We start from the raw sequence: 25,281 nt of genomic DNA, 5'->3' as shown, positions 1-25,281 counted from the left end.
TGAAAAATCGCTTCGAGGCGACGCCTCGAACCCTTGGCGGTGGGTGCCGCGCGACGCCTTGTCGCCGGCTGTATCTAGAACGAAGAAGGAGCGCGCGTTTCAAACACGAAGACGCGGTCCCCTTAAAAAATCAAATGCCTTACTTGCCACCCTTGGCCGACGGCAGCTTCGACACCAGCCGCAGCGACACGGTGAGGCCTTCGAGCTGGTAGTGCGGGCGCAGGAAGAACTTGGAGGTGTAGTAGCCGGGGTTGCCCTCGACCTCTTCCACCACCACCTCGGCGGCCGCCAGCGGCTTTTGCGCCTTGGTGGTTTCCGACGAGTTGACGGGGTCGCCGTCCACGTAGTTCATGATCCATTTGTTCAGCCAGCGCTGCATTTCCTCGCGCTCCTTGAAGCTGCCGATCTTGTCGCGCACGATGCACTTCAGGTAGTGCGCAAAGCGGTTGCAGGCGAACAGGTACGGAAGGCGCGCGGCCAGGTTGGCGTTGGCGGTGGCGTCGGGGTCGTCGTACTCGGCCGGCTTGTGCAGCGACTGCGCGCCGATGAAGGCCGCGAAGTCGGAGTTCTTGCGGTGAATGAGCGAGAGCAGACCGGCCTTCGACAGCTCGGCCTCGCGCCGGTCGCTGATGGCGATCTCGGTGGGGCACTTCTGGTCGACGCCGCCGTCGTCGCTGGGAAAGGTGTGCAGCGGCAGGTTTTCCACCGCGCCGCCCGACTCGATGCCGCGAATGCGCGAGCCCCAGCCGTACAGCTTGTACGAGCGGTTGATGTTGGTGGCCATGGCATAGGCCGCGTTGGCCCAGGCGTACTTGCCGTGGTCGGCGCCGGCGGTGTCTTCCTCGAAGTCGAACTCCTCCACCGGGTTGGTGTTGGCGCCGTAGGGCGTGCGCGCCAGGAAGCGCGGCATGCACAGGCCCAGGTACTTGGCGTCGTCCGATTCGCGCAGCGAGCGCCAGCCGGCGTACTCGGGCGTGAGAAAGATCTTGGTCAGGTCGCGCGGGTTCGCCAGCTCCTGCCACGACTCCATCTGCATCAGGTTGGGGCTGGCGCCGGTGATGAAGGGCGCATGCGCTGAGGCCGCTATCTTGGCCATCTCGCCGAGCAGCTCCACGTCGGGCGGGCTCTGGTCGAAGTGGTAGTCGCCCACCAGCGCGCCGAAGGGCTCGCCGCCGAACTGGCCGTACTCCTGCTCGTAGATCTTCTTGAACATCGGGCTCTGGTCCCAAGCCGCGCCCTTGAACTTCTTCAGGTTCTTGGCCAGCTCGACCTTGGAGATGTCCATCACGCGGATCTTCAGGTGCTCGTCGGTCTCGGTGTTGTTCACCATGTAGTGCAAGCCGCGCCATGCACTCTCGAGCTTCTGGTAGTCGGGGTGGTGAATGATCTTGTTCACCTGGTCGGTGAGCTTGGCGTCGATCGCGGCGATCATGGCCTGGATCGACTTGGTCACGTCCTTGCCGATGACGGTGCTGTTGGCCAGCGCCTGCTGCGCCAGCGTGAGCACGGCGGCTTCGACGGCGCTCTTGGCTTCGTCGCTGCGCGGCTTGAATTCCTTTTGCAGCAGCGATGAAAAGTCGCTGCCCGCGTAGGCGACGTCTTTCAGCGCGCCCTGTTCGAGTGCTTCGGCCATGGTGGTTCTACTCCTCGGTTAACCGGTGTTCTGACGATGGGGTTCAGGCGGCGGGTGCGCTGCCGTCTTCGGGCTTCTTGCTGGCGGCCAGCGTCTGCAGCAGGGCCGGGTCTTCGAGCACCTTGGCCAGCAGGTCTTCGGCGCCGCCCTTGCCGTCCATGTAGGTGACCAGGTTCGACAGCTGGGTGCGCGCCTCGAGCAGCTTGTTCAGCGCGCCCACCTTGCGGGCGACTGCGGCGGGCGAAAAGTCTTCCATGTTCTCGAAGGTGAGCTCCACTTTCAGGTCGCCCTCGCCGGTGAGCGAGTTCTCCACCGCGAAGGCGGCGCGCGGCTTCATGGCCTTCATGCGCGAGTCGAAGTTGTCGACGTCGATCTCCAGGAACTTGCGGTCGGCCACCGGCGCGAGCGGGTCGGCCGGCTTGCCCGACAGGTCGGCCAGCACGCCCATCACGAAGGGCAGCTGCACCTTCTTCTCGGCGCCGTAGAGCTCCACGTCGTACTCGATCTGGACCCGGGGCGCCCGGTTGCGGGCGATGAATTTCTGACTGCTCTTGGCCATGGAGATGCTCCTTGCGGGGGTGAATGGGGCGGTGTCTGAAGACGGGAAGAACGGAAAGAGAAAAAGAGAGAACGAGGAAAGCGGTGAATCAATCGGACGGACGCCGTCCGGTCACGGTCTCGATGGTGTCCATCGCGTTCGGCGCGAGGTTGGCCATGATCTCGAGGAAGCTCACGCCGATGAGCTTCTTGGCGCGCTCGATCAGCAGCGGCGCGGGGTTGCCGGGCTCGGCCTGCTCGAGGTAGCGGATCACGCGGTCGAGCATCTGCACTGCGTCCTGGCGGTTCTGGATCTCGCCGCGCGCGGCGGCGGGGCGCGATGCGTTGCCGCTTCCGGCTGCCTGTGCGTCCGCGTCGCCGTCTGCCGCAGCAGGGTCCTGCGCCGCATCGGCCGGCGCGCCGCTGGCGGCGGCGCCGGCCTTGTGCAGCACGCGCGCGATGGTGCGCAGCGCATCGAGGTCGACCACGTCGGCCCGGCCGGTGCGCTCGACCACCAGCGCCTGCAGCCGGTCGACCAGCGCCAGCAGGCCCACGGCCGCCTGGATCGCCTCGGGCTGCTCGGCCTGGATGGCCTCGAGCCCGCCCTGCACCTGTGCGGTCGAGTAGGTGGCCTCGCCGCCCACGGCGGTGAGCGCGTTGTGCGCAATGGCAATGTCGCGCACGCGGATCGGCCCCACGCCGCGCGCGATGCCGACCTGCGCTTCGTACAGGTCGCGCAGGCCCATGGCTTCGTCGGTCAGCGGCGCGAGTGCGTTCAGGCGCATCGTCGGGTCGTTGTCGTCGTCGGCATCGAGCTTTGGATGTATGCCGTCCCAGAAAGAGTCGAGCAGGCGGTCGAGCAACTGCATGCCGGCCACGAAGCCGCGCACGCCCTGCATGCGCGCGGAGGCACGCAGCAGCAGCACCGCCACGCGCACGTCCTTGCTGCGGCGCAGGACGCTTTCGGCGCGCTCGCCCACGTCGCGCCACTCGGGCTCGACCGCGGGAATCACGGTGTCGCCGAACTGTTGCTCCGCCTTGCCTTGCGCGGCGGCCACGAGGGCCATGAAGTCCGCGTCGTATTCGAGATCGTCGCCGCACGGCGCTGCTTCGCCGATGGGCGCGAGCAGCGTGTCTGCAAGTTCTGGAGTCAGCATGTTGCCTGTTCGAGTTGGCTGGTGATAATCAAAGAAGCACCTGAACCGGTCAATGCAACGAAGGGAATAGCATGCGCACGCTGGGTACACACCATTCGTCCTATGAAGGCTTCATTGCCGCCCCGATGCGACGCCGCATCGCCGTTCTCGGCCTTGCTGGAGCGGCTCTTCTGATGGCGGGGTGCGCGGCCAAGCCGGTGGTCACCACGGTGGCCGTCACACTCACGGCGGGCACCGATGCCAACCCCGACGCGCGCGGGCGCGCATCGCCGCTCACGGTGCGCGTCTATGCCATGAAGTCGCCGGGGCCCTTCGAAGGCGCCGACTTCTTCTCGCTGTTCGAGAAAGACCAGGCCACGCTCGGCGCCGAGCTGGTGCAGCGCGAAGAGGTGCTGCTGCGGCCCGGCGAGAGCCGCAAGCTCGACTTCAACCTGCCGGCCGATGCGAAGTCCATCGGCGTGATGGCCGCGTACCGCGACCTCGACCGCGCGCGCTGGCGCGAGGTGCGCCCGGTGACCACGGGCAAGGCGCAGTCGCTGGACGTGACCTTCGGCGCGCGCCAGATGCGCGTGGACGCCAAGTAAGGACAAGGCCGAGGGCCAGGGCAGCAGCAGGGGCAAGGGAACGCGCTGCGCCGTCGCGTTCAAAGCGTGCCCATCATGGTGGTGGACGTGTGCTCCAAACTCTCCGCACGCGATGCGTGGCCCGTGTTCGACGACGGGCGCCCCGGCCGCACCAGCGGCTGGTCGGCGGGCAGGAAGCGTTCGAACAGGTCGTTCACGAACGCGCCGTCGCCCACCGGCGATGCATTGGCCGTGAGGTACAGGCCGCGCCAGCGCGGCGCGCGCACGCCCTTGCCATGGGGCTCGAACAGCACCTGCGCGAACTGGCGCAGGCCGGGCTGCAGGGCGCGCAGCGCTTCCACGAACTCATGCACCGCGAGCCGGCCCGTGGCCTCGTGCTGCGTGCGCAGCAGGGCCGCGCGCAACGCATGCAGGTGCTGCGCGAGCGGCTCGAACACCGCATCGAAGCGCTCGCCCGCCGGTGTCTCGATGAAGGCGGATGGGTTCGTCAGCCGGTGCCCCAGCACCTGCGACAGCACCTCGGGCGGCAGCGCGCGGCGCACCGTGGCATAGCCATCGAGCCGCTCCAGGCCGGTCACCACGAGGTACGTGGGCAGCTGCAGGCGCAGCGTGTCGCCGGTTTCGTCGAGCAGGTGGCGCATGCGCGCGGCCAGGGCCTTCAGCTCGGTGCCGTCGGCCTGCAGCAGCTCGTTGGCCGCCACGCCGACCACCAGGCCGTTCAGCGGAAAGCGGTCGCGGCGTACCGCCAGGGCCAGCAAGGACTGCAGCCACAGCGCGCGCACCGGCGGCGTGCCCGCGGTGTCGCCGACCGCGGCGGGATGCAGCTCGATGGCCACGGTGGCACCGGTCAGCCACCAGTGCCACCACGTGTCGGTGAACGGCACGCTCACGACCGGTTCGGCCGGGGGCACGCGCTGGCCGCGCGCGGTGGCCAGCAGGCCGGGCAGGTTGGCGGCCGCATCGCCGAAGCAGAGGAACCAGGGCACGGGCGCTGCGCGCTTTGCGGCCCTCTTTGTACTGGCCACGCTGGCCGTGCGCCGCAGCGCCTGCTGCGCTTGCGCCATCGCGTCGCGCAGCGATTCGACCGCCACCTCGTCGGCGGCATCGAGCGGCGCGCCGAGCGCCGCGATGCGACGCTGCACCGCGCGTCGGCGCGCGCCGCAGCCCGCGTCGTGCACCACCGCGTACAGCAGGCCGAAGCCCAGCAGGCATAGCGACAGCAGCAGCCAGAAGCGCAGGGCGGGCGTCAGCATGGGTGCGGTCTCGTGGCGGTCATGGTGGTCATGCGGTGTCAGCGGGGCACGGTCTGCAGGAACACGAAGTCGGCGATGAGCCGCTCGCTGTTCTTGCTGGCCGCCAGCGCCTCGCGCACGCGCAGCAGGTAGGCCGAGGCCAGCTCGAAGGGCGGACGGTCGGAGGTCTCGGCGAACGGCATCGGCGCGGACAGCACCGTGACCAGCACGCTGCCGAAGGGCGGGCTCACCAGCCAGCTCGACGGAATGTCGCGCCCGAAGTCCAGCGTCTGTCCGGCGTGCAGCAGCACGGGCGCCTGCCCGGCGTTCAGGTGCATCACCGAGCCGTCGACGGTGTAGTAGTCGACCCAGATGTAGCTGTCGTGGCGCGGCGCCACCACCTGCACGCGCACGTTGTCGCCTTCGCGCAGCTTGCCGTCGTGCGCGGAGGGCGCCTCCACGTCGAGGCCGTAGGCCTTCTCGATGTTGCGCACCTGGTAGGGCTTCAGGATGGAGAACACCTCGCAGTGCGGCCACACGCGCAGGCCGATGTCGAACTGCGGCGACTTCACGCCGGGCATGGCCGCGACCTCGCGCTCCACGCGGGGCACGTCCTCGGGCAGGGAGACGAAGCCGCGCACATGGGTGCCGCCTTCGGGGTCCACCGTGGCCGAGAGGTCGGCGCAGGCAAAGCCCTGCAGGTGCTGCTCGATGCGTTGGCCCAGGCCGGTGGCGGCCGCCGGCGGGCCGGTGGACCATAGCCACAGCAGGTAGAGCAGCGGCAGCATCAGCGCCAGCGCGGCGGCGCTGCGCAGCAGGGTGCGATCGCGCCGCCGGGTGTCGTTGGGGCCGCGCGGGTCGGCCACGCCGTAGGGCTGCGGCGTGATGTGTTCCTGGGCCAAGGTCGCCAGGTCGTCACCGGGCGGCTGCAGGTTCAGCTGGCGGCCGTGCAGGTCCTTGAGCTTGCCGAGCTCGCCCTGGTCGCCTTCCTCGAAGTAGTACTGGCCCTTGAAGCCCAGCGCCATCGCATGCCAGTACACCTCGCGCACCGCGTCGTCGTCGGGGCCCAGGGCCGACAGGTGGTGAAAGAACTCGCTGTGCGCGTTGGTGGAGTTGAAGAGCTGCGCCTGCAGCGGCGCGGTGCCGTTGGCGCCAGGGTGGCGCGCCAGAATCTCGTCGATCCACGCGACCATGGCGAAGGCGGCCAGCTCGACCTGCGCGGCGGGGGTGCCGGCGGCGTCGGCGTCGCAGCGCGCGGCCTCCAGCAGGCGGCGGGCTTCGCGTTGGGCCTCGGCATGGGGCAGGGCGGGCGCGCCGGCCGCGATCGACGCGTCCAGCGCCAGGCCGAACGAGATGAGGGCGGAGAAGCAGTCGTACAGGCGAGCCATGGGCGCTGCCCGCTCAGTCGAGGGTTGCGAAGGATGCCTTGCACCGGCGTCTGCTCAGTTGGCACATGCCCATGTCCCCGGTTCCTTCGAGTAGGGGGCCATTCTTTCAAGGGGGGCGCCGCGTGCGCCATACCGCTTGGGGTCTATGCCGTTGGTGGGGCCGCCGCCCTTGTGGTGCGGGGCATTCGCCGGTATCTTCGGCGGCTGCAAGTGCACTGAACGCTGGGACACGGGGAAACGCCATGAAAATCCTGATCGCCGACGACCACAGGCTCGTCATCGAGGCGGTCAAAGCCAAGTTGTCGGAGCTGGAACCCGGCATCGAATTCGTCCTGGCGATGAGCGTCGACGAATTGCTTGCCGGAGCCACCGACGACCTCGACCTGGCCCTGATCGATCTCAACATGCCCGGTGCCGACGGGCAGGCCCACATCGACGACATTCGCCGCCGCCATCCCGCGGTGCCGGTGATCGTGCTGTCGGGCTACGAAGACCCGGCCATCATGCGTGCGGCGCTGGAGCGCGGCGTGCTGGGCTTCATTCCGAAGGCCTACTCACCCGAGGTGATGCTGTCGGCGGTGCGGCTGGTGCTGGCCGGCGGGGTGTACGTGCCGCCGATGATGCTGACGGCGCTGCCGCCGGGCATCGTGGCGGGCATGGCGCCGCAGGCGGGCACGGAGGCGCTGGCGCGGGGCGGCAGCACGGGCGGCAACGGCGGCGGCACGCAGACGCTGGAGCACCTGCGCAATGTGCTCACCGAGCGCCAGGTCGAGGTGCTGCAGCTGCTGTCGCAGGGCAAGCCCAACAAGCTGATCGGGCGCAGCCTGGGCATCAGCGAAGGCACCGTGAAGATCCACCTGGCCGCGATCTTCCGCGCGCTGAACGTGCGCAACCGCACCGAGGCGGTGGTGGCGGCGCAGGCTTTGACCGAGGCGCAGCAGGCCTGAGGGGCTGCTGCTTCCAGGGTTTCGTTTTTCAAGGCGGGTGCACAGGGCACGCGGCTCGCACGTGGCTGATGCGGGCGCGCTGGCTTGTGCCTAGGCTGCTTTGAGCGTTGGAGCTGGCGGCGCCTGCGTTGCGCTTTCACTCAAGCCCGTCTTTCGTTCCTCGATGGCCTCGGCCAGAAATTCCGCATCGCGCGCCACGCCCGAGAAGCGGCCCGACCCCCAGGTGTGCAGCCATGGCAGGCCCAGGAAGTACAGGCCGGGCTCGTTCGTCACGCCGCGCAGGTGCACCGGCGCGCCGCGGCCGTTGAACACCGGGGCATCGACCCAGGCGAAGTCCGGCGAGAAGCCGATGCACCACACCACGCTGGTGATGCCGGCGGCCGCAAGGTCGAGCCGGGTGCGCTCTTCAGCAGGTTCCCACACGGGTGAGTAGACCGAAGGCGGGGGCGCGTCGATGCCCTGCGCGGCGATGAACTTGTCGATGGAGGCGTTGATGCGGTTGTAGGTGTCGTCGGCGCTGTCCAGGTTGTCGCGCAGGTTGGGCTGCAACTCGAAGTTGCCGCCGTCGAAGCCGCTCAGCAGGCCGTAAAGCTGCATGCCCTCGAGGGCGAAGCGCCGCAGGTCGATGTCGCGGCCGCCGTCGCGCCCGGTCACGTAGTGGTTGGTGTTGTCGCGCACGCCCTCGCGCAGCGGGTGCTCGGTCACGGGCATGTCGTAGTACTTCATGTCGGCCAGCCAGTCGACCACCTCGCGGCCGCGGTAGAAGCGCGCGCAGCGCGGTGCGTGGCCGGTGGCCAGGTGCACCTTGCGGCCGGCCAGATGCAGGTCTTCGGCAATCTGCGCGCCCGACTGGCCGCAGCCCACGACCAGCACCGCGCCCTCGGGCAGTTGCGCGGCGTTGCGGTACTGCGCGGAGTGGAACTGCGCCACGTGCGCGGGCAGCTTCTCGGCCAGGCGCGGCACGATGGGGCGATGGTAGCCGCCCGAGGCCACCACCACCTGGTCGGCGGTGTAGGTGCCGGCGTCGGTCTGCACGCTGAAGCGGTCACGTTCCCCGCTGGCCGGCATGCGGAACACGCGCTCGACGGTCACGCCCTCGATGGCCGGGGCCTTCACGTGGTCGACGAAGCCGGCGAGCCAGTCGTTGATCTGCTCCTTGACCATGAAGCCGTGCGGATCGGCGCCGGTGTAGCCCCAGCCGGGCAGCTGGCACTGCCAGTTGGGGGTGACGAGGCAGAACGAATCCCAGCGTTGCGTGCGCCAGGTGTGCACGAGGCTGCGCTTCTCGATGACGAGGTGGTCGATGCCGCGCTGCTGCAGGCAGTGGCTGAGCGAGAGGCCGGCCTGGCCGCCGCCGACGATGACGACGCTGTAGTGGCTGCGCCCGCCATGGGGAAAGGATGGGTGGGTGGGGTGGGACATGGGGTGCTTCTTTCTCTTGAATGGGGGGCGTCAGTCGAACGCGAGCACGGTCACCTCGGCGCCGGCCGTGTCGCTGAAGCGCAGCGCGATGTGCTCGATGTCGCCGAGCTGGTCCATCGCCTGCGAACAGGCGAAGCCGTACTTGGCGCGCACGCGCTCCGAGGCGATGCCGAGCGCCTCGCGCGTGCGGTGCAGGAAGTCGCCCAGGGCGTAGCGCTGGCCGGGCACCAGGTGCTCTCGCACCACGCTGGAGGGCGAATAGCAGCGGGTTTCGCTGCCGTCGGGCCAGCGCACGTGGAAGTGCGTCACGGGCATGGCACGGCCTCGGCCAGGGCGGGCGGCTGGATGAAGGCGTCGCTGCCGAAGTCCCACAGCAGGGCTTCTTCGCCGTGGGCGCGCAACCGGACCTGGCGCGACGCATCGACCTCGCCGACAACGCCGCAGGCGATGTCGCGCGCGGCAAAGCGCGCCAGCACGCCGGCCACCTGCGCGGGCGCCACGCTCAGCACGAAGCCGTAGCTAGGGAAAGACGAGAGCCAGCGCAGCAGCGGCACGCCGTCGGGCCGCGGCAGGGCGTCGAGGTCGATGCGCGCGCCCACGCCCGAGCATTCGAGCAGCATCATGGCCGTGCCCACGGCGCCGGCCATGCTGATGTCCTTGCCCGCGCGGCACAGGCCGTCTTCGGCCAGCAGGGGCAGCACTTCGAGGTCGGCGCGCAGGCGCGCGGCGGGCGCGCTGGTCGATGCGTTCCAGTACGGAAAGGGCTCCTGGTATTCGCCGCGCAGGTCGGCGGCCATCACCAGCAGGTCGCCCGGCCTGGCGTCGAAGCTGGTGAGCAGCTTGCGCGCGTGGCCGAGGATCGCGACCGCGAGTTGCGGCCGCTCGCTGCGGTTGTTGCTGTGGCCGCCGACGATGGGCACGCCGTAGCGCACGGCGGCCTCCGCGAGCCCGCGCAGCACATCGTCCGCCGGGTTCATGCCCGTGCTCCACAGCGCATCGACCACGGCGGTGGGGCGCCCGCCCATGGCGTAGATGTCGCTCACGTTCACCATCACGCCGCAGTAGCCGGCGAACCACGGCATGCGCACGATGAAGTCTTCCACCAGCCCCTCGATGGCGAACAGCAGGTAGCCGCCGTGGCCGTCGGGAATGGCCGCGCAGTCGTCGCCGATGGGCACCGCCTGCGCCAGCGCGGCATGGCCGCCGGGCAGCGAGCGGCCCAACGCGGCCACCACGTCGCTGATGTCGCGCTTGTGGGCGAAGCCGCGCGTGGCGCGCAGCGCCTCGGCCACCGCCCGCACATCGATGGGCTCGGTCATGCGGCCACCTTCGCGCGCGTGACGAAGCCGCTGACCGGGTCGTGGCACGGCGGGTACCAGCCCAGGTCGGCCTGCATGCGCGCATGCGGCCGGCCGTGCACGCTGGTTTCCTCGCGCAGTTGCCAGCCCAGCTTCTTGAACAGCGGCACGTTCTGCATCTGCACCTGCGCCAGGAAGGTGGTGCAGCCCAGCGCATGGGCGCGCGACACGGCCAGGCGGATCAGCGTGGCACCCAGGTGGCCCTGGCTGCGGAATGCCGGGTGCACGGCCAGGCGGGAACCCCACCATTCGCCGGTGCTGTCACCGCGGTGGATGCGCACCGTGCCCACCACCTGTTCGGGCATGCCGCCGTTGCACGACATGGCCACCAGCAGCCGCGCATGGTCGTCGATGGCGTCGCGGTCGTCGCGCGCGAAGATGCCCTGCTCGATGCAGAACACCGCCCGGCGCAGCGCCATGGCCTGGTCGTGCTCCCACTGCTGCGCGGCTTCGCGCACCAGGTATTCGACGGGCGCGTAGTGGTCCGCCATTTCGCAGAGGTCGTCGATGCACAGCATGGTCAGCCTTCGCTTTCTTTTTCGTAGATCGACAGCGACGAGCAGGCGCCGCACTTGCCGCAGCCGGCCTTGATGTCGGCCGAGCGCAGGCCCGCCGCCACCACGCGCTCGCCCAGCGGCGCGAGCAGCGACTTCATGAACTCGGGCGAGGGGGCCGGGTGGTCTTCCAGCGGCGTGCCGCTGATCGGCACGAAGGGCACCACGAAGGGATACACGCCGCGTGCGAGGAGCTGGTCGCAGGTGTCGAGGATGGCCTCGCGCGTGTCGCCCAGCCCGGCCAGGATGTAGGTGCTGACCTGCCCGCGGCCGAACACGCCCACGGCCGCCTCGAAGGCGCTCATGTAGCGCGACACCGGCACGCCGGCCTTGCCCGGCATGATGCGTTCGCGCACCTCGGGCGTGACCACCTCCAGGTGCATGCCGAGCGTGTCGATGCCCGCGGCCTTCATGCGGTGGAACCACTGGTCGTCGTCGGGCGGCTCGCACTGGCCCTGGATGGGAATGTCGACCGCCGCCTTGATGGCGAAGGCGCTCTCGCAGAGGATGGCCGCGCCGCGGTCGGTGGCGTTGGGCGTGCCGGTGGTCATCACCATGTGCTTCACGCCGTCGAGCAGCACGGCGGCGCGGGCCACCTCTGCCAGTTGCTCGGGCGTCTTGCGCGCCACGGTGCGCCCGGCCGCGAGCGACTGGCCGATTGCGCAGAACTTGCAGCTCTTCTTGCGGCTCTCGTAGCGGATGCAGGTCTGCAGCACGGTGGTGGCCAGCACGTCCGCGCCGTGCAGCGTGGCAATGTGCGAGTAGGGCACGCCGTCGAAGGTCTGCATGGCGTAGAAGCGCGGCTGCTTCGGAAAGCTGATGCTCGCGATGGGAATGTTGCCGCGCATCACGCGGCTCATGCCCTGCGCGTCGGGCGCCTCGGCCGTGAAGGGCGAGTGCCAGGCGGTGGAGGTGTGCACCGGCACCATGATCGTGTGGCCGTCGACCGTCACGGCCTTGTGGTCCGAGGGGCCCGCGCCGCCGCGGCGGCTGGCGACACCGGCCGAAGGGTCAACCAGCCGCAACCCGAAGGACTGCAGCTCGGTCATCAGTTGCCGGCTGTGGGGCTGTGTCGTGGTGGTGTTCATGTTCGGGGCTCCTGGAGGCGAAGGGTTGCGTGGGGTGCGTCGAGTGCGTCGAGCGCGTCGCGTGCATCGGCACCGTCGTCTGTGCCGGGCGGTCGTTGATGGCGAGCGACAGCAGCTCGGGCCGTGCGTAGTGGCCCACCGAATCCATCATTCGCTTGCGCTTTGCGATCAGCGCCATGTCGAGGTCGGCCACCACCATGCCTTCGCCTTCAGTGAGGGGCGGCGCCAGGTGCTTGCCCTCTGGCGAGACGATGGCCGTGTGGCAGCCGCCGCGCAGCGCCTTCTGCAGCTGCGCGTCGGGCGTGACCGCGCGGATCTGCTCGTCGGTGAGCCAGCCGGTGGCGTTGACCACGAAGCAGCCCGACTCCAGCGCGTGGTGGCGGATGGTCACTTCCATCTGCTCCGCGAAGATCGGGCCGACCAGCGAGCCGGGGAACTGCGCGCAGTGGATCTCCTCGTGCTGCGCCATCAGCGCGTAGCGCGCGAGCGGGTTGTAGTGCTCCCAGCAGGCCAGCGCGCCGACGCGGCCCACGGCGGTGTCGACCACCTTCAGGCCTGCGGCGTCGCCCATGCCCCAGACCATGCGCTCGTGGTACGTGGGCGTGATCTTGCGGCGCTTGAGCGCCAGGGTGCCGTCGGCGTCGAACACCAGCTGCGTGTTGTAGAGGCTGCCGTGGTCGCGCTCGTTCACGCCGAGCACCACCACCATGCGGCGTGCGCGGGCGCGCTCGGCCACGGCCTGCGTCACCGGGCCGGGCACCACCACCGCGCGCTCCGCCAGCCGCAGGTGCGGCGCGCCCTGCAGCACCGGCGGCAGCACGAAGCTGAAGTAGGGGTAGTAGGGCACGAAGGTCTCGGGAAAGACCGCCAGCTGCACGCCCTGGGCGGCGGCCTCGTCGATGGCGGCGCACACCCGCTCGAGCGTGCCGTCGGGGCGCTCGAAATCGGGCGCGATCTGGATCGCGGCGGCGCGCACGGTGCGGGGTGGGGAAGCCATCGCTCGCGCTGCCTTACAGGGTCCAGGTGTCGAGGATGACGGCGCCGGCCTTCTTGTGCAGCAGCACGATGTCCAGCACGTCGAGCGGGTTGATCGGCTTGATGCCTTCGATGAGCGCGCCTTCGCCGTGGCCGTACAGCGCCTGCAGCGCGAAGCGGCAGGCGTACACCTTGCCGCCTTCTTCCATGAACTTGACGATCTGCTTGTTGAAGTTCTGGTGGCCGGGGAAGGCCTCGTCGCCCAGCGTGGGAAAGCCGCGTTGCACGCCCAGCGTCACGCCGGGGCCGTACAGCAGCACCGAGGTCTCGTAGCCCTTGCGGCGCAGCCGCGTGGCCTGCAGCAGGTTGACGAAACCGATGGAGCCTTCGAAGGCCACCGTGTGGAAGGTGACGAGCGCCTTCTCGCCGGGCTCGGCCTTGACGTCTTCGAACACCTTCTCTTCGTAGTCGACAAGGAACTCGCCTTTTTCGTTGCGGGGGCGGGTGACTTTGGGCATGGGGTACTCCGGGTTAGGTGGATGGCTACGAGGGCACTACGCAGGTCTTGCGTGCCTTTCTCTTCGCAGGCGATGTGCCAGCGCGCGGCGGCGGCCGTGCGATCAACTCGCGATCAATGCGCTGCGATGCGGGCCGCGCGGCCGAAAGTTTTTTTGCGTGGCCGCCAAAGACCCGTTGACGGCCGGCCGGGGCGCTCCTCTGCTTTGCGTTTCGCACCGGGACGACGCACATCCGATGCAATCAATGCACCCGATCAATGGGGTTGATCGCACCTGATCGAAGCATTCGCCACGGCGGCTGCGGGCCTGAGCAGGCGGGAGGCGGGCGGGACGCGGGCGCGATTCCTGCGTGTTGATCGGTGGCTCGATGCAATCAATGGATGCAATCAACTTCGCCAGGACACCCGCCGATGACCACCATCACCGCCCACTGGCGCAGGCAGCTGCGCACCGCCGCCAAGCCGGCCTACCTGCTGCTGGCCGACCTGATCGCCGACGACATCAAGACAGGCCGGCTGGGCGTGCGCGACCGCCTGCCCACGCTGCGCGAGCTGGCGAGCGACCTGGAACTGAACTACACGACGGTGGCGCGCGGCTATGCCGAGGCGCGCAAGCGCGGGCTGATCGATTCGCGCGCAGGCACGGGCACCTTCATTCGCTCGGGCAGCCCGAGCCTGCGGCTGCGCGGCGGCAGCGGCGCCGAGATGACGATGAACATGCCGCCCGAGCCCGACGACGCCCACCTGATGGCGCGCCTGCACGACAGCGCCAGCCGCGCCTTCGCGGAAATCGACTTCCACGACCTGCTGCGCTACCAGGACTTCGGCGGCACCGCGCACGACCGCGAGGTGGCCATGCGCTGGCTGCGGCCCTTCGTGCCGCACGCGAGCGTGGACCGCATCCTGGTGTGCCCGGGCATCCACGCGGTGCTGACCGCGCTGTTCTCGCAGCTGGCGCGCCCCGGGGAGCTGGTGTGCGTGGAGTCGCTCACGTACCCGGGCGTGAAGGCCATCGCGGCGCAACTGGGCGTGCAGCTGCACGCACTGCAGATGGACGACGACGGCCCCATCGCCGACGCCTTCGAGCACGCCTGCAAGACGCTCAAGCCCAAGGCGCTGTACTGCAACCCCACGCTGCTGAACCCGACCGCGGCCACGGTGTCGCGCGCGCGGCGCGAGGCGCTGGCCGACGTGGCGCTGCGCTACGCCGTGCCCATCATCGAGGACGACGCCTACGGCATGCTGCCGCGCCAGACGCCCGCGTCATTGGCCACGCTGGCGCCGGGGCTCACCTACTACGTGAGCGGTTTTTCGAAATGCTTCGGCGCCGGGCTGCGCAGCGCTTATGTGTGTTCGCCCACCGTGGTGCAGTCGCAGCGGCTGGCCGGCGCCATGCGCGCGACCACCGTGATGGCCTCGCCGATCACCAATGCACTGACCACGCTGTGGGTGGAAGACGGCACCACCGAGGAGATGCTGCAGGCGGTGCGCGCCGAATCGGTCGCGCGCCAGCTGCTGGCCCTGCGCTACCTGGGTGACAGCGGCCTGCAGGCGCACCCCGAGGGTTTTCATGCGTGGCTGCCGCTCACCCCGGGCTGGAGCCCGGTGGAGTTCGCCTCCTACCTGCGCACGCAGAACGTGGGCGTTGTGGCGAGCGCCGCCTTTTCCACCGACGGCGACCCGCCCGACGCGGTGCGCATCTGCCTGGGCGGGCCGATGACGCGCGAGCAGTGCGACCAGGCGCTGCGGCTCATCGCGGACACGCTGGCGCATCCGCTGCATCCGCACGCCACGCTGCGTTGAGCCGGCACGCCCCGGTGCCGGGCGCCCGACTTCAGTCGAAAACGCCAGCGATGGCGGCCACCGCGCCCGCCAGGCCCGCGGTGCCTGCGCTGCCGGCCAGCAGCCCGGCGTCGCGGTGGTTCGCGCCGGCACGCTCGCGCCAGGCCAGGTACAGCAGCAGCGCGCTGAAACCGAAAAGAGCGAGGGAAATTTCGTTCATGGCAGTTTTTTCTTCAACGCTTGGCGAACACGCCGTTCCAGGCGAACACCGAGTTCGGCGCGTTCACGTGCCGCAGGCTGGGTTCGTTGCGCGGGGGCGGCGCCTTCTTGCGCACCGGTTCGTCGTCCACGCGCAGGCCCTTGGCGAGCTGGTCGTCGACCAGGCTCTGCAGGGTGACGGAGCCCAGGAACTCCATCACGTGGTGCTTGGCGGAGGCCCAGAGGGCTTCGGTTGAATAGCAGCCGACTTCGGCGGCGCCGTTCTTGTCGGCCGGGGCTTCTGCCTCGGTGGGCACCTGGGCGTCGACCGACGCCAGGATGTCGGCCACGGTGATTTCGCAGGCGCGGCGCGTGAGCGTGTAGCCGCCGCCGGGGCCGCGGGTGGCCTTGATCAGCGCATGCCGGCGCAGTTTGCTGAACAGCAGTTCGAGCGAGGAGCGGGCGATGTGCTGCCGCCGGCTGATCGACGCCAATGGCACGGGGCCGTCCCTCTCGCGCAGCGCGACATCGATCATGGCCGTCAGGGCGAAGCCGCCCTTCGTCGTCAGACGCATGGAGTATTCCTCGTGGATGGGCCTTGCGGGGCAAGGCGGTGAAGGGATGTCCGGCGCTGGACGCGCGGGACGGGTACGCCCTGTAGGTGTGCGAAAGCCGCAAAAAGTTTCCGGCGCGGCTTTCGGCGGGTTTCTGGCGGGTTTTCGACAAAGCCGGGCCGCATAAACTCCTGCGGCTCCTACTTTCGCTGCCTGCCTTGAACCCCTTTCGCTTCGATTTCACCCGCTTCGACGCCGCCATCGTCGACCTCGACGGCACCATGGTCGACACGCTCGGCGACTTTGCCGAGGCCCTGAACCGCATGCTGCGCGACCTGTCGCTGCCGCCCGTGGCGCCCGCCGCCATCGAGCGGATGGTGGGCAAGGGCTCGGAGCACCTGATTCATTCCGCGCTCGTGCACGTGCTGAAGCCGACCGACCCCGAGGGCGCGCAGGCCAAGGCGCGCGCGCTGTTCGACGCGGCCTGGGAGCGCTACCAGCACCACTACCTGGCCATCAACGGGCAGCATTCGGCGGTGTATGGCGGTGTCGTCGAGGGGCTGACGGCGCTGCGTGCGCGGGGCGTGCGGCTGGCGTGCCTCACGAACAAGCCGGGCTCGTTCGCCGTGCCGCTGCTGGCGGCGAAGGGGCTGGACGGCTTCTTCGAACTGGTGTTCGGCGGCGACGCCTTCGAACGCAAGAAGCCCGACCCGCTGCCGCTGCTGAAGACCTGCGAGGCGCTGGCGACCGTGCCCGCGCGCACGCTGATGATCGGCGACTCGAGCAACGACGCGCAGGCCGCGCGTGCCGCCGGCTGCCAAGTGGTGCTGGTGAGCTACGGCTACAACCATGGCGAGCCGGTGCGCGGCGTGGACGCGGACGGCTTCGTGGATTCGCTGGCCGAGTTGGTGCCGGCGGCGGGCTGAACGCGGGGCGCCTGCCTGGTTCGTTCTGCTCTGGCCGCGCCGGCTACTGCTTGCCGAGCATCGCGTTCTTCAGCTTCCAGTCGGCCGGGCTCGGCCCGAGCCAGATGCGCAACAGCGCATTGAAGAACGCCGGCTCCTTCACCGGGTCGGGCTGCGGCACGCCGCGCACGGTGATGAGCGTGCCGGTGCCGGGCAGCCAGTCGATGGTGAAGGTGTCGCCGGTCTTCAGCTGCTTCTGGTCGGCAAACATCTGGCCCATGCGCAGCAGGCCCGGAATGAGGTTGAGCATCTCGCTCTTGGGCGAGTTGTCTTCCACGCCCTTGGTGAAGAGCTTGCCGAGTTCGTTGGCGTCGATGTCGCGCAGCATCGTGATGGCCACGCGCTTGGGGCCGGGCGCGGCCAGCGCCTCTTCGGGCGTGGACACCTTCTGGCCGACGTACAGGCCCGCCGTGTAGACCTTGAAGATGGCCTTGTAGCGCACGCCCGCGCCGTTCAGTTGCAAGGCGGTGCCGCGCAGGTCCATGCGGTCTTCCAGCTTGACGCCGGCCACGTCGACCTGCGCGGCGCCGGCGCCGAAAGAGGCGCCCAGAGCGGCGGCGAAAGACGCCAGCAGCGCAAGGCGGACGCACACGGACGAGAGCGATGGAACGGGCACGGGAGTCTCCTTGGAATTTTGCGAACGGTCGTGCGAATGTATCTTTTCGTTTTACGCACAAGGCTCCGGGGGAACCCTGAAGAAGGCCGTTGACAGCCGTATTGCACGCGTTCGGCGTTTTCGTGGGCTAAACTCCGCGCCTCATGTTCGTTCATCACATCATTCAGACAGGTCAAGGCCGGGGAGCCTGGCCCTGGCGTAGCCATACTTCGCTGACTGTTTGATTGCACGGCGCACGCCGTGCGCCCGCGGTTCCGGATCTGCACACCCGCTCCGGACCACCAGTGAATGACCTTGCCCCCGGCCAGAGAGCGCCGAGCGGCAACTGGAGAACGAATCCGTGATCACCGAACTTGAATTCAAGAGCCTCAGCGCCCAGGGCTACAACCGTATTCCGCTGATGGCCGAGGCCTTTGCCGACCTCGAAACCCCCCTGTCCCTCTACCTCAAGCTGGCCCATTCGCAAGGCGGCGGCAAGCACAGCTTCCTGCTCGAATCGGTGGTGGGCGGCGAGCGCTTCGGGCGCTACAGCTTCATCGGACTGCCCGCGAAGACGCTGCTGCGCGCCTCCGGCTTCGGCGACGAGGCCGTCACCGAAGTGGTGACCGACGGCCAGGTCGTGGAGACCGCCCGGGGCAACCCGCTCGACTTCGTGGCCGCGTACCAGCAGCGCTTCAAGGTGGCGCTGCGCCCGGGGCTGCCGCGCTTTTGCGGCGGCCTGGCCGGCTACTTCGGCTACGACACCGTGCGCCACATCGAGCGCAAGCTCGAAAAAAGCTGCCCGCCCGACACGCTGGGCTGCCCCGACATCCTGCTGCTGCAGTGCGAGGAGCTCGCGGTCATCGACAACCTGTCGGGCAAGCTGTACCTCATCGTCTACGCCGACCCCAAGCAGCCCGAGGCCTACGCCGTGGCCAAGCGCCGCCTGCGCGAGCTGAAGGACAAGCTCAAGTACTCGGTGAGCGCGCCCGTGGTAAAGCCCACGCAGCCGCATCCGCCGGAGCGCAGCTTCGCCAAGGCGGACTACCTCGCGGCCGTGGAGCGCGCCAAGGAAATGATCGCCGCGGGCGACTTCATGCAGGTGCAGGTGGGCCAGCGCATCAGCAAGCGCTACACCGAGTCGCCGCTGTCGCTGTACCGCGCGCTGCGTTCGCTGAACCCCTCGCCCTACATGTACTACTACCACCTGGGCGACTTCCACGTGGTGGGCGCGTCGCCCGAGATCCTGGTGCGCCAGGAGAACACCGGCGACGGCGAGCAGAAGATCACCATCCGCCCGCTGGCCGGCACGCGCCCGCGCGGCGCGTCGCTGGAGCTCGACAAGGCCGCCGAGGTGGAACTCATCAACGACCCGAAGGAACGCGCCGAGCACGTGATGCTGATCGACCTGGCGCGCAACGACATCGGGCGCATCGCCAAGACCGGCACCGTGAAGGTGACCGAGGCCTTCGCGGTGGAGCGCTACAGCCACGTGATGCACATCGTGAGCAACGTCGAAGGCACGCTGAAGGACGGCATGACCGCCATCGACGTGCTGAAGGCCACCTTCCCGGCCGGCACGCTGACCGGCGCGCCCAAGGTGCACGCGATGGAGCTCATCGACCAGCTGGAGCCCACCAAGCGCGGCCTGTACGGCGGCGCGTGCGGCTACATCAGCTACGCGGGCGACATGGACGTGGCCATTGCGATTCGCACCGGCATCGTGAAGGACCAGATGCTGCACGTGCAGGCCGCGGCCGGCGTGGTGGCCGATTCGGTGCCCGAGCTGGAGTGGAAAGAAACGGAAGCCAAGGCGCGCGCACTCCTGCGTGCCGCCGAACTGGTCGAGGAAGGCCTGGAATAAGCATGAGCAACGCACCCGATATTCAGAACGACTTTTCGCACGAGATCATCGGCGCGGCGGTCGAAGTGCAGCGCGTGCTCGGCACGGGGCTCGACGAGGGCGCCTACGCCGCGGCGCTGGCCATCGAGCTGGCCGAACGCGAGATCGGCTTCACGCGCGACGTGGCGCTCGCGGCCACCTACAAGGGCCGCTCGCTGGGCGAGGTGTACCGCGCGGGCTTCGTGATCGAGCAGTCGGTCATCGTGGAGCTCAAGGCGGTCGACGTGCTCACCGACCTGCACCGCGCGCAGGTGCTGGCCGCGCTGCGGCTTTCGGGCCTGAAGCTGGGCCTTCTCATCAACTTCAACGTGTTCCCCGTGGTGAAGGGCGTGCACCGGATTGCGAGCAAGCCATGAAACTGCTGATGATCGACAACTACGACAGCTTCACCTACAACATCGTCCAGTACTTCGGCGAACTGGGCGCGGACGTGCAGGTGCACCGTAACGACGAGATCACGGTGGCGCAGATCGGCGAGCTCATCGCTTCCGGCGTGACGCGGCTGGTGGTGTCGCCGGGGCCCTGCTCGCCGGCGGAAGCGGGCGTGTCGGTGGCGGCCATCGAGGCCTTCGCGGGCAAGCTCCCGATCCTGGGCGTGTGCCTGGGCCACCAGGCCATCGGCGCGGCCTTCGGCGGCAAGATCGTTCGCGCGCAGCAGCTCATGCACGGCAAGACCAGCGAGATCACGACCACGCAAGAGGGCGTGTTCGCGGGGCTGCCGCAGAAGTTCGTCGTCAACCGCTATCACTCGCTGTCGATCGAGCGCGAGAGCTGCCCCAAGGCGCTGGCTGTCACTGCCTGGACCGACGACGGCGAGATCATGGGCGTGCGGCACACCGGGTACGCGCACGACGTGCGCATCGAAGGCGTGCAGTTCCATCCTGAATCGATCCTCACCGAGCACGGCCACGCCATGCTCAAGAACTTCCTGGACTGACCCACCATGACCGACAGCACCTCCCTCGTCGACCTGCGCAGCGACACCGTCACCCAACCCACGCCCGCGATGCGCGAGGCCATGATGGCCGCGCCGCTGGGCGACGACGTCTTCGGCACCGACCCGAGCGTGAATGCGCTGCAGGAAAAGATCGCGGCGCTGCTGGGCTTCGAGGCGGCGATGTTCGTGCCCACCGGCACGCAGAGCAACCTGTGCGCCATCCTCTCGCATTGCGGCCGCGGCGACGAGTACATCGTCGGCCAGCAGGCGCATTGCTATCGCTGGGAGGGCGGCGGCGCGGCGGTGTTCGGCAGCGTGCAGCCGCAGCCGCTGGACCATGCGGGAGACGGCACGCTGCCGCTCGCGCAGATCGAAGCGGCCATCAAGCCCGACGACGCGCACTTCGCGCGCACGCGGCTGCTGGCGCTGGAGAACACGCTGGGCGGCAAGCTGCTGCCCTTCGACTACGTGCAGGCCGCGACCGACCTGGCGAAGCGCAAGGGGCTGCAGCGGCACCTGGACGGCGCGCGGCTCTTCAATGCCGCCACCGCGCAGGCTGCGCAGAACGGTCGCAGCGACATCCGCGCGGAAGCACGCCGCATCGCGCAGTGCTTCGACAGCGTGTCGGTCTGCTTCAGCAAAGGCCTGGGCGCGCCCATCGGCTCGGCGCTGGTGGGCTCGCGCGAGTTCATCGCGCGTGCGCACCGCATCCGCAAGATGGCCGGCGGCGGCATGCGCCAGGCGGGCCTGCTGGCCGCGGCCGCGTCGCATGCGCTCGACCACCACGTCGACCGGCTGGCCGACGACCACGCACTGGCGCAGCGGCTTGCGCAGGGGCTCGAAGGCATCGAGGGCCTGACGGTCGAGGCGCCGCACACGAACATCGTGTTCGCCGACCTCGCCGGCGCCGCGCAGGCGCGCTCGTCGGAACTGATCGCCAGCCTCAACCAGCAGGGCATCCTGGCGACGGGGCTCTACCGCCTGCGCTTCGTGACGCACCTCGACGTCGATGCCGCCGGCGTCGACCGGGCCGTCGCCGCGATCCGCGGCTTCTTCAACGCCTGAGCCCCGCGAGGACGCGATGCCTGATCTTCCCCATCTGCTCGCTTTCATCGCCGCCGGCTGGCTGCTGAACCTCACGCCGGGGCCCGACGTGCTGTACGTGGTGACGAACTCGCTGCGTTCCGGCGTGCGTGCCGGCATCGTGGCGGGGCTGGGCATCACGGCGGGCTGCTTCGTCCACATCTTCGCAGCAGCGGTCGGCGTGGGCACGCTGATGGCGACATCGGCCGCGGCCTTCACGGTGCTCAAGTACATCGGCGCGGCCTACCTGCTGTACCTGGGCGTGCGCATGGTGCTTTCGCGCCCGGCCCCGCCGGCCGACATCGAACAGGTGGTGGCTGTCGGCGGGGAGCGCGGCCTCAAGGCCGTCTTCATGGGCGGCTTCTGGACCAACGTGCTCAACCCGAAGGTGGCGCTGTTCTTCCTGGCGTTCGTGCCGCAGTTCATCGCGCCGGGCGCCGACGACAAGGCACTGTACTTCGTGCTGCTCGGCGTGCTGTTCAACCTCAACGCCGTGCCCGTCAACATCGGATGGGCTCTGGCAGCGGGCTGGATGGCGCGGCGCGGCGCGGTGCGCAAGGGCATGCACTGGCTGGACCGCGCCGCCGGCGTTCTTTTCATCGGCTTCGGCCTCAAGCTCGCGTTCACCGACGCGCCGGCCGTTCGCATCGGCCGCTGATTCACTCTCGAGGAGACCCCATCATGATTACCCCCCAGGAAGCGCTGCAGCGCACCATCGAGCACCGCGAGGTCTTCCACGACGAGATGCTGCACATCGTGCGCCTCATCATGAGCGGCGAGTGCTCGCCCGTGATGATGGCCGCGCTGATCACCGGCCTGCGCGTGAAGAAGGAAACCATCGGCGAGATCACCGCCGCCGCGCAGGTGATGCGCGAGGTGTCGACCAAGGTGCCCGTGAAGGACACCGCGCACCTGGTGGACATCGTGGGCACCGGCGGCGACGGCTCGCACACCTTCAACATCTCGACCTGCTCGATGTTCGTCGCGGCCGCGGCGGGCGCCAAGGTGAGCAAGCACGGCGGGCGCAGCGTGTCGAGCAAGTCGGGCAGCGCCGACGTGCTGGAAGCGCTGGGCGTGAACATCAACCTGAAGCCCGAGCAGATCGCGCGTTCCATCGAGGAGTGCGGCATTGGCTTCATGTTCGCGCCCAACCACCATCCGGCCATGAAGAACGTGGCGCCGGTGCGCAAGGAGCTGGGCATCAAGACCATCTTCAACATCCTCGGGCCGCTGACCAACCCGGCGGGTGCGCCGAACATCCTGATGGGCGTGTTCCACCCCGACCTCGTGGGCATCCAGGTGCGCGCGCTGCAGCGGCTCGGCGCCGAGCACGCGGTGGTGGTCTACGGGCGCGACGGCATGGACGAGATTTCGCTCGGCGCCGCCACCATGGTGGGCGAGTTGAAAGACGGCGAGATCCGCGAGTACGAACTGCACCCCGAGGACTTCGGCTTCCAGATGTCGAGCAACCGCGCGCTGCGCGTGGAAACGCCCGAACAGTCGATGGCGATGCTGCGGGGGGTGCTCGACAATCAGGCCGGCCCCGCGCTGGACATCGTGCTGCTGAACGCCGGTGCGGCCCTGTATGCGGCGAACGTGGTCGACTCCATTGCCGCGGGCGTGGAGCGCTCGCGCGGCGCCATCGCCTCGGGCGCCGCGAAGGCCAAGCTGGCCGAACTGGTCAAGGCTTCCACGACCGTCTGAGACCCCACCAGAGAGAACCCGAACCCATGTCCGACATCCTCGACAAGATCGTTGCCGTCAAGCGCCAGGAAGTGGCCGCTGCCCTGAGGCGCGCGCCGCTCGAAGCGGTGCGCTTCGACGCCGAAAGCCGCGTGCTCACGCGCGACTTCGAAGCCGCGCTGCGCGCCAAGATCGCCGCCGGCCACGCCGCCGTGATCGCCGAAGTGAAGAAGGCGAGCCCGAGCAAGGGCGTGCTGCGCGAAGACTTCATTCCGGCCGATATTGCGCAGAGCTATGCGGAGGGCGACGGCACGGTGAGCGCCGCCTGCCTCTCGGTGCTGACCGACAAGCAGTTCTTCCAGGGCGGTGTCGACTACCTCAAGCAGGCGCGTGCCTCCTGCGACCTGCCGGTGCTGCGCAAGGACTTCATCATCGACGCGTACCAGGTGTACGAGTCGCGCGCGATGGGCGCCGACGCCATCCTGCTGATTGCCGCGTGCCTCGACGATGCGCAGATGAAGGACTACGAAGCCATTGCGCGCGGCCTTGGCATGGCGGTGCTGGTGGAGGTGCACGACGCGGCCGAGCTCGACCGCGCGCTCAAGCTGAAGACGGCGCTGATCGGCGTCAACAACCGCAACCTGCGCAACTTCGAAGTCTCCATCCAGGCGACCATCGACCTGCTGCCGAGGCTGCCCGCGGACCGCCTGCCGGTGACGGAGTCGGGCATCGGCACGCGGGAAGACGTGGCCACGCTGCGTGCGGCGGGCGTCAACGCCTTCCTGGTCGGCGAGGCCTTCATGCGCGCCAAGGAACCCGGCGAGGCCCTCGCTGCGTTGTTCCAATGAGCCGGCCCGATCAGCTGTCGAGCAGCAACGCTGCCGACTGGCCGGTGGCGCCGGGTTGGCAGGCGCTGGTCGACGGGTTCTTCGCCGGCGCGGTGGGACAGAAGCTGCAGGGCTTTTTGCGCGAGCGCCTGGATGCGGGCGCGGTGATCTTTCCGCCGCAGCCGTTGAGGGCGCTCGAACTGACGCCGCCCGACGATGTGCGCGTGGTGATCCTGGGGCAGGACCCGTACCACGGGCGTGGCCAGGCCGAGGGCTTGGCCTTCTCGGTGGCACCCGGCGTGGCATTGCCGCCGTCGCTGCGCAACATCTTCAAGGAACTGCAGCGCGACTTCGGCACACCGCCGCCGCCATTCCCCGATCCGGGTGGCAGCCTCGTGAAATGGGCGACCCATGGCGTGCTGCTGCTCAACACCTGCCTGACGGTGGAAGAGGCCCAGCCGGCCAGCCACGCCGGCAAGGGCTGGGAGGTGCTGACGGACGCCGTCATTCGACACGTTTCGGCTGGCGCGAAGCCTGTTGTTTTTATGCTATGGGGTGCGCACGCCCAAAGTAAGCGTGCGTTGATCGATGTTGAGCGCCATAAGGTGCTGATGTCGAATCATCCGTCGCCGCTTTCTGCGATGCGTCCGCCGGTTCCGTTCATCGGATGCGGACATTTCGGAGAAGCGCGTGCTTGGCGTGAGGCTCAACGGATCGAGGGCTGAACTTGGTTAATAATCGGAGGATTCGCTCCTCGAGCAGTTCTTCCGCATCGCTGAGATGCAGGGATTTCTGAGTAGTCACAAAAACGTGCTATATTTCGAGGTTCGCCGGAGAGGTGGCCGAGTGGTTAATGGCAGCAGACTGTAAATCTGCCCTCTTACGAGTACGCTGGTTCGAATCCAGCCCTCTCCACCAGCGATGAATTTGGTTTCTAAGAGCGATTGGATCTAGCGCTTTGGGTGCCTTGGAGTGCCCCCGATGCGGGAGTAGTTCAATGGTAGAACCCCAGCCTTCCAAGCTGATGACGCGGGTTCGATTCCCGTCTCCCGCTCCAGAGACTCGGTTTGTTGTTGAGGCGATGTGAATTCGTAACTTTGTTACAAAAGCCCTTTTGGCTCAGTGGTAGAGCACTCCCTTGGTAAGGGAGAGGTCGCGGGTCCGATTCCCGCAAAGGGCACCAGTTTTTGGGGGTTGCAAATGCAGCGTTGCAACCCATCTGCATACGTTGGAAACGTTTTTTTCGGAGTCGAAAAATGGCAAAAGGTAAATTCACCCGCACCAAGCCGCACGTGAACGTGGGCACGATCGGTCACGTCGACCACGGCAAGACCACGCTGACGGCTGCGATCGCCACGGTGC

The 25,281-nt window shown here is 68.5% G+C and carries 28 protein-coding genes and 3 tRNA genes; 16 read left to right on the top strand and 15 right to left on the bottom strand.

What is annotated here, in order from left to right; genetic code table 11:
• Window positions 1–139 precede the first annotated feature (139 nt).
• The 3 genes from tssC to tssA all read right to left on the bottom strand — a co-directional run bounded on the left by tssC (window position 140) and on the right by tssA (window position 3,327).
• Window positions 140–1,633, bottom strand: a complete 1,494-nt coding sequence (gene tssC, locus QTI51_RS30890; protein WP_116913973.1) for a type VI secretion system contractile sheath large subunit — start codon at window positions 1,631–1,633, stop codon at window positions 140–142.
• Between the two features lie 43 nt (window positions 1,634–1,676).
• Entirely contained in the window at window positions 1,677–2,192 is a 516-nt protein-coding gene (tssB, locus tag QTI51_RS30885) for a type VI secretion system contractile sheath small subunit (RefSeq protein ID WP_116913974.1), read from the bottom strand.
• An 88-nt stretch (window positions 2,193–2,280) separates the two neighbouring features.
• On the bottom strand, window positions 2,281–3,327 hold the full coding sequence (tssA, locus tag QTI51_RS30880) for a type VI secretion system protein TssA (protein ID WP_286517230.1): 1,047 nt from the start codon (window positions 3,325–3,327) through the stop codon (window positions 2,281–2,283).
• A 71-nt stretch (window positions 3,328–3,398) separates the two neighbouring features.
• Between tssA and tssJ the strand changes: the two genes are divergently transcribed.
• Complete coding sequence (tssJ, locus tag QTI51_RS30875; RefSeq protein WP_116913976.1) at window positions 3,399–3,911, top strand: type VI secretion system lipoprotein TssJ; 513 nt, start codon at window positions 3,399–3,401, stop codon at window positions 3,909–3,911.
• Window positions 3,912–3,970: 59 nt separating this feature from the next.
• Here the strand turns inward: tssJ and QTI51_RS30870 are convergent, their stop codons facing one another.
• A complete protein-coding gene (locus tag QTI51_RS30870; RefSeq protein WP_286517231.1) occupies window positions 3,971–5,164 on the bottom strand; it encodes a type VI secretion system protein in 1,194 nt (397 codons plus the stop codon).
• A gap of 38 nt (window positions 5,165–5,202) precedes the next feature.
• Window positions 5,203–6,531 (bottom strand): DotU family type IV/VI secretion system protein, encoded by a 1,329-nt coding sequence (locus tag QTI51_RS30865; RefSeq protein ID WP_286517232.1) that lies wholly within the window; start codon window positions 6,529–6,531, stop codon window positions 5,203–5,205.
• 242 nt (window positions 6,532–6,773) lie between these two features.
• Between QTI51_RS30865 and QTI51_RS30860 the strand changes: the two genes are divergently transcribed.
• Window positions 6,774–7,478 (top strand): response regulator transcription factor, encoded by a 705-nt coding sequence (locus tag QTI51_RS30860; RefSeq protein ID WP_116913979.1) that lies wholly within the window; start codon window positions 6,774–6,776, stop codon window positions 7,476–7,478.
• Window positions 7,479–7,568: 90 nt separating this feature from the next.
• Here the strand turns inward: QTI51_RS30860 and QTI51_RS30855 are convergent, their stop codons facing one another.
• Genes QTI51_RS30855 through QTI51_RS30825 form a run of 7 tightly spaced genes read right to left on the bottom strand, consistent with a single transcriptional unit; the run spans window position 7,569 to window position 13,393 of the window.
• Window positions 7,569–8,900 (bottom strand): MSMEG_0569 family flavin-dependent oxidoreductase, encoded by a 1,332-nt coding sequence (locus QTI51_RS30855; protein ID WP_286517233.1) that lies wholly within the window; start codon window positions 8,898–8,900, stop codon window positions 7,569–7,571.
• A gap of 30 nt (window positions 8,901–8,930) precedes the next feature.
• Window positions 8,931–9,215 carry an MSMEG_0570 family nitrogen starvation response protein gene (locus QTI51_RS30850; RefSeq protein WP_286517234.1) on the bottom strand — a complete coding sequence of 95 codons (285 nt, stop codon included), beginning with the start codon at window positions 9,213–9,215 and terminating at the stop codon, window positions 8,931–8,933.
• Window positions 9,206–10,219 (bottom strand): sll0787 family AIR synthase-like protein, encoded by a 1,014-nt coding sequence (locus QTI51_RS30845; protein WP_116913982.1) that lies wholly within the window; start codon window positions 10,217–10,219, stop codon window positions 9,206–9,208. The genes QTI51_RS30850 and QTI51_RS30845 overlap by 10 nt, the downstream gene beginning before the upstream one ends.
• Window positions 10,216–10,776, bottom strand: coding sequence for an MSMEG_0567/Sll0786 family nitrogen starvation N-acetyltransferase (locus QTI51_RS30840; protein ID WP_286517235.1), 561 nt, complete (start codon window positions 10,774–10,776; stop codon window positions 10,216–10,218). Before QTI51_RS30840 ends, QTI51_RS30845 begins: the two co-directional genes overlap by 4 nt.
• 2 nt (window positions 10,777–10,778) lie before the next feature.
• On the bottom strand, window positions 10,779–11,861 hold the full coding sequence (locus QTI51_RS30835; protein ID WP_286517246.1) for an MSMEG_0568 family radical SAM protein: 1,083 nt from the start codon (window positions 11,859–11,861) through the stop codon (window positions 10,779–10,781).
• A complete protein-coding gene (locus QTI51_RS30830) occupies window positions 11,824–12,897 on the bottom strand; it encodes a Nit6803 family nitrilase (protein ID WP_286517236.1) in 1,074 nt (357 codons plus the stop codon). The genes QTI51_RS30835 and QTI51_RS30830 overlap by 38 nt, the downstream gene beginning before the upstream one ends.
• A 13-nt stretch (window positions 12,898–12,910) precedes the next feature.
• Window positions 12,911–13,393, bottom strand: a complete 483-nt coding sequence (locus QTI51_RS30825) for an MSMEG_0572/Sll0783 family nitrogen starvation response protein (RefSeq protein WP_093126909.1) — start codon at window positions 13,391–13,393, stop codon at window positions 12,911–12,913.
• 410 nt (window positions 13,394–13,803) lie between these two features.
• On the opposite strand from QTI51_RS30825, the gene QTI51_RS30820 reads away from it, so the two are divergent.
• A complete protein-coding gene (locus tag QTI51_RS30820) occupies window positions 13,804–15,195 on the top strand; it encodes an aminotransferase-like domain-containing protein (protein ID WP_116913986.1) in 1,392 nt (463 codons plus the stop codon).
• A 31-nt stretch (window positions 15,196–15,226) separates the two neighbouring features.
• On the opposite strand, the gene QTI51_RS30815 is transcribed toward QTI51_RS30820, so the two are convergent.
• Complete coding sequence (locus QTI51_RS30815; RefSeq protein WP_165840545.1) at window positions 15,227–15,394, bottom strand: hypothetical protein; 168 nt, start codon at window positions 15,392–15,394, stop codon at window positions 15,227–15,229.
• A 13-nt stretch (window positions 15,395–15,407) separates the two neighbouring features.
• The gene (locus tag QTI51_RS30810; protein ID WP_116913987.1) at window positions 15,408–15,947 is read right to left on the bottom strand and encodes an Rrf2 family transcriptional regulator; all 540 of its coding nucleotides are present in this window, start codon (window positions 15,945–15,947) and stop codon (window positions 15,408–15,410) included.
• Window positions 15,948–16,144: 197 nt separating this feature from the next.
• On the opposite strand from QTI51_RS30810, the gene gph reads away from it, so the two are divergent.
• Window positions 16,145–16,852 (top strand): phosphoglycolate phosphatase, encoded by a 708-nt coding sequence (gene gph / locus QTI51_RS30805; protein WP_286517237.1) that lies wholly within the window; start codon window positions 16,145–16,147, stop codon window positions 16,850–16,852.
• Window positions 16,853–16,895: 43 nt separating this feature from the next.
• On the opposite strand, the gene QTI51_RS30800 is transcribed toward gph, so the two are convergent.
• On the bottom strand, window positions 16,896–17,507 hold the full coding sequence (locus QTI51_RS30800; RefSeq protein WP_503011556.1) for a chalcone isomerase family protein: 612 nt from the start codon (window positions 17,505–17,507) through the stop codon (window positions 16,896–16,898).
• 340 nt (window positions 17,508–17,847) lie between these two features.
• On the opposite strand from QTI51_RS30800, the gene trpE reads away from it, so the two are divergent.
• From trpE to QTI51_RS30740, 12 genes are all read left to right on the top strand, one after another.
• Window positions 17,848–19,350 (top strand): anthranilate synthase component I, encoded by a 1,503-nt coding sequence (trpE, locus tag QTI51_RS30795; RefSeq protein ID WP_116913990.1) that lies wholly within the window; start codon window positions 17,848–17,850, stop codon window positions 19,348–19,350.
• Between the two features lie 2 nt (window positions 19,351–19,352).
• Window positions 19,353–19,745, top strand: a complete 393-nt coding sequence (locus tag QTI51_RS30790; protein ID WP_116913991.1) for a GxxExxY protein — start codon at window positions 19,353–19,355, stop codon at window positions 19,743–19,745.
• Window positions 19,742–20,326: an aminodeoxychorismate/anthranilate synthase component II gene (locus QTI51_RS30785; protein WP_286517238.1), complete on the top strand. Its 585-nt coding sequence runs from the start codon at window positions 19,742–19,744 to the stop codon at window positions 20,324–20,326. The genes QTI51_RS30790 and QTI51_RS30785 overlap by 4 nt, the downstream gene beginning before the upstream one ends.
• Window positions 20,327–20,332: 6 nt before the next feature.
• Window positions 20,333–21,391 carry a low-specificity L-threonine aldolase gene (gene ltaE, locus QTI51_RS30780; protein WP_286517239.1) on the top strand — a complete coding sequence of 353 codons (1,059 nt, stop codon included), beginning with the start codon at window positions 20,333–20,335 and terminating at the stop codon, window positions 21,389–21,391.
• A 16-nt stretch (window positions 21,392–21,407) separates the two neighbouring features.
• Window positions 21,408–22,067 (top strand): LysE family translocator, encoded by a 660-nt coding sequence (locus QTI51_RS30775; protein WP_116913994.1) that lies wholly within the window; start codon window positions 21,408–21,410, stop codon window positions 22,065–22,067.
• Window positions 22,068–22,090: 23 nt separating this feature from the next.
• On the top strand, window positions 22,091–23,113 hold the full coding sequence (gene trpD / locus QTI51_RS30770) for an anthranilate phosphoribosyltransferase (RefSeq protein ID WP_286517240.1): 1,023 nt from the start codon (window positions 22,091–22,093) through the stop codon (window positions 23,111–23,113).
• Window positions 23,114–23,139: 26 nt separating this feature from the next.
• Window positions 23,140–23,940: an indole-3-glycerol phosphate synthase TrpC gene (gene trpC, locus QTI51_RS30765; protein ID WP_286517241.1), complete on the top strand. Its 801-nt coding sequence runs from the start codon at window positions 23,140–23,142 to the stop codon at window positions 23,938–23,940.
• Window positions 23,937–24,644 carry a uracil-DNA glycosylase gene (locus QTI51_RS30760; RefSeq protein ID WP_286517242.1) on the top strand — a complete coding sequence of 236 codons (708 nt, stop codon included), beginning with the start codon at window positions 23,937–23,939 and terminating at the stop codon, window positions 24,642–24,644. The genes trpC and QTI51_RS30760 overlap by 4 nt, the downstream gene beginning before the upstream one ends.
• Before the next feature lie 107 nt (window positions 24,645–24,751).
• Window positions 24,752–24,837, top strand: a tRNA-Tyr gene (locus tag QTI51_RS30755).
• A 65-nt stretch (window positions 24,838–24,902) separates the two neighbouring features.
• Window positions 24,903–24,976 (top strand) — tRNA-Gly (locus QTI51_RS30750).
• A gap of 51 nt (window positions 24,977–25,027) precedes the next feature.
• A tRNA-Thr gene (locus QTI51_RS30745) sits at window positions 25,028–25,102 on the top strand.
• Between the two features lie 73 nt (window positions 25,103–25,175).
• The coding region (locus QTI51_RS30740) for a GTP-binding protein (RefSeq protein WP_007829589.1) at window positions 25,176–25,281 on the top strand (106 nt) is incomplete at its 3' end.

The sequence above is a fragment of the Variovorax sp. J22G73 genome, from assembly GCF_030317035.1.
In the GTDB taxonomy this organism is placed as follows: Bacteria; Pseudomonadota; Gammaproteobacteria; order Burkholderiales; family Burkholderiaceae_C; genus Variovorax.
Note: the sequence above shows the minus strand (reverse complement) of the source record. Positions and strands in the feature narration are given on the sequence as shown.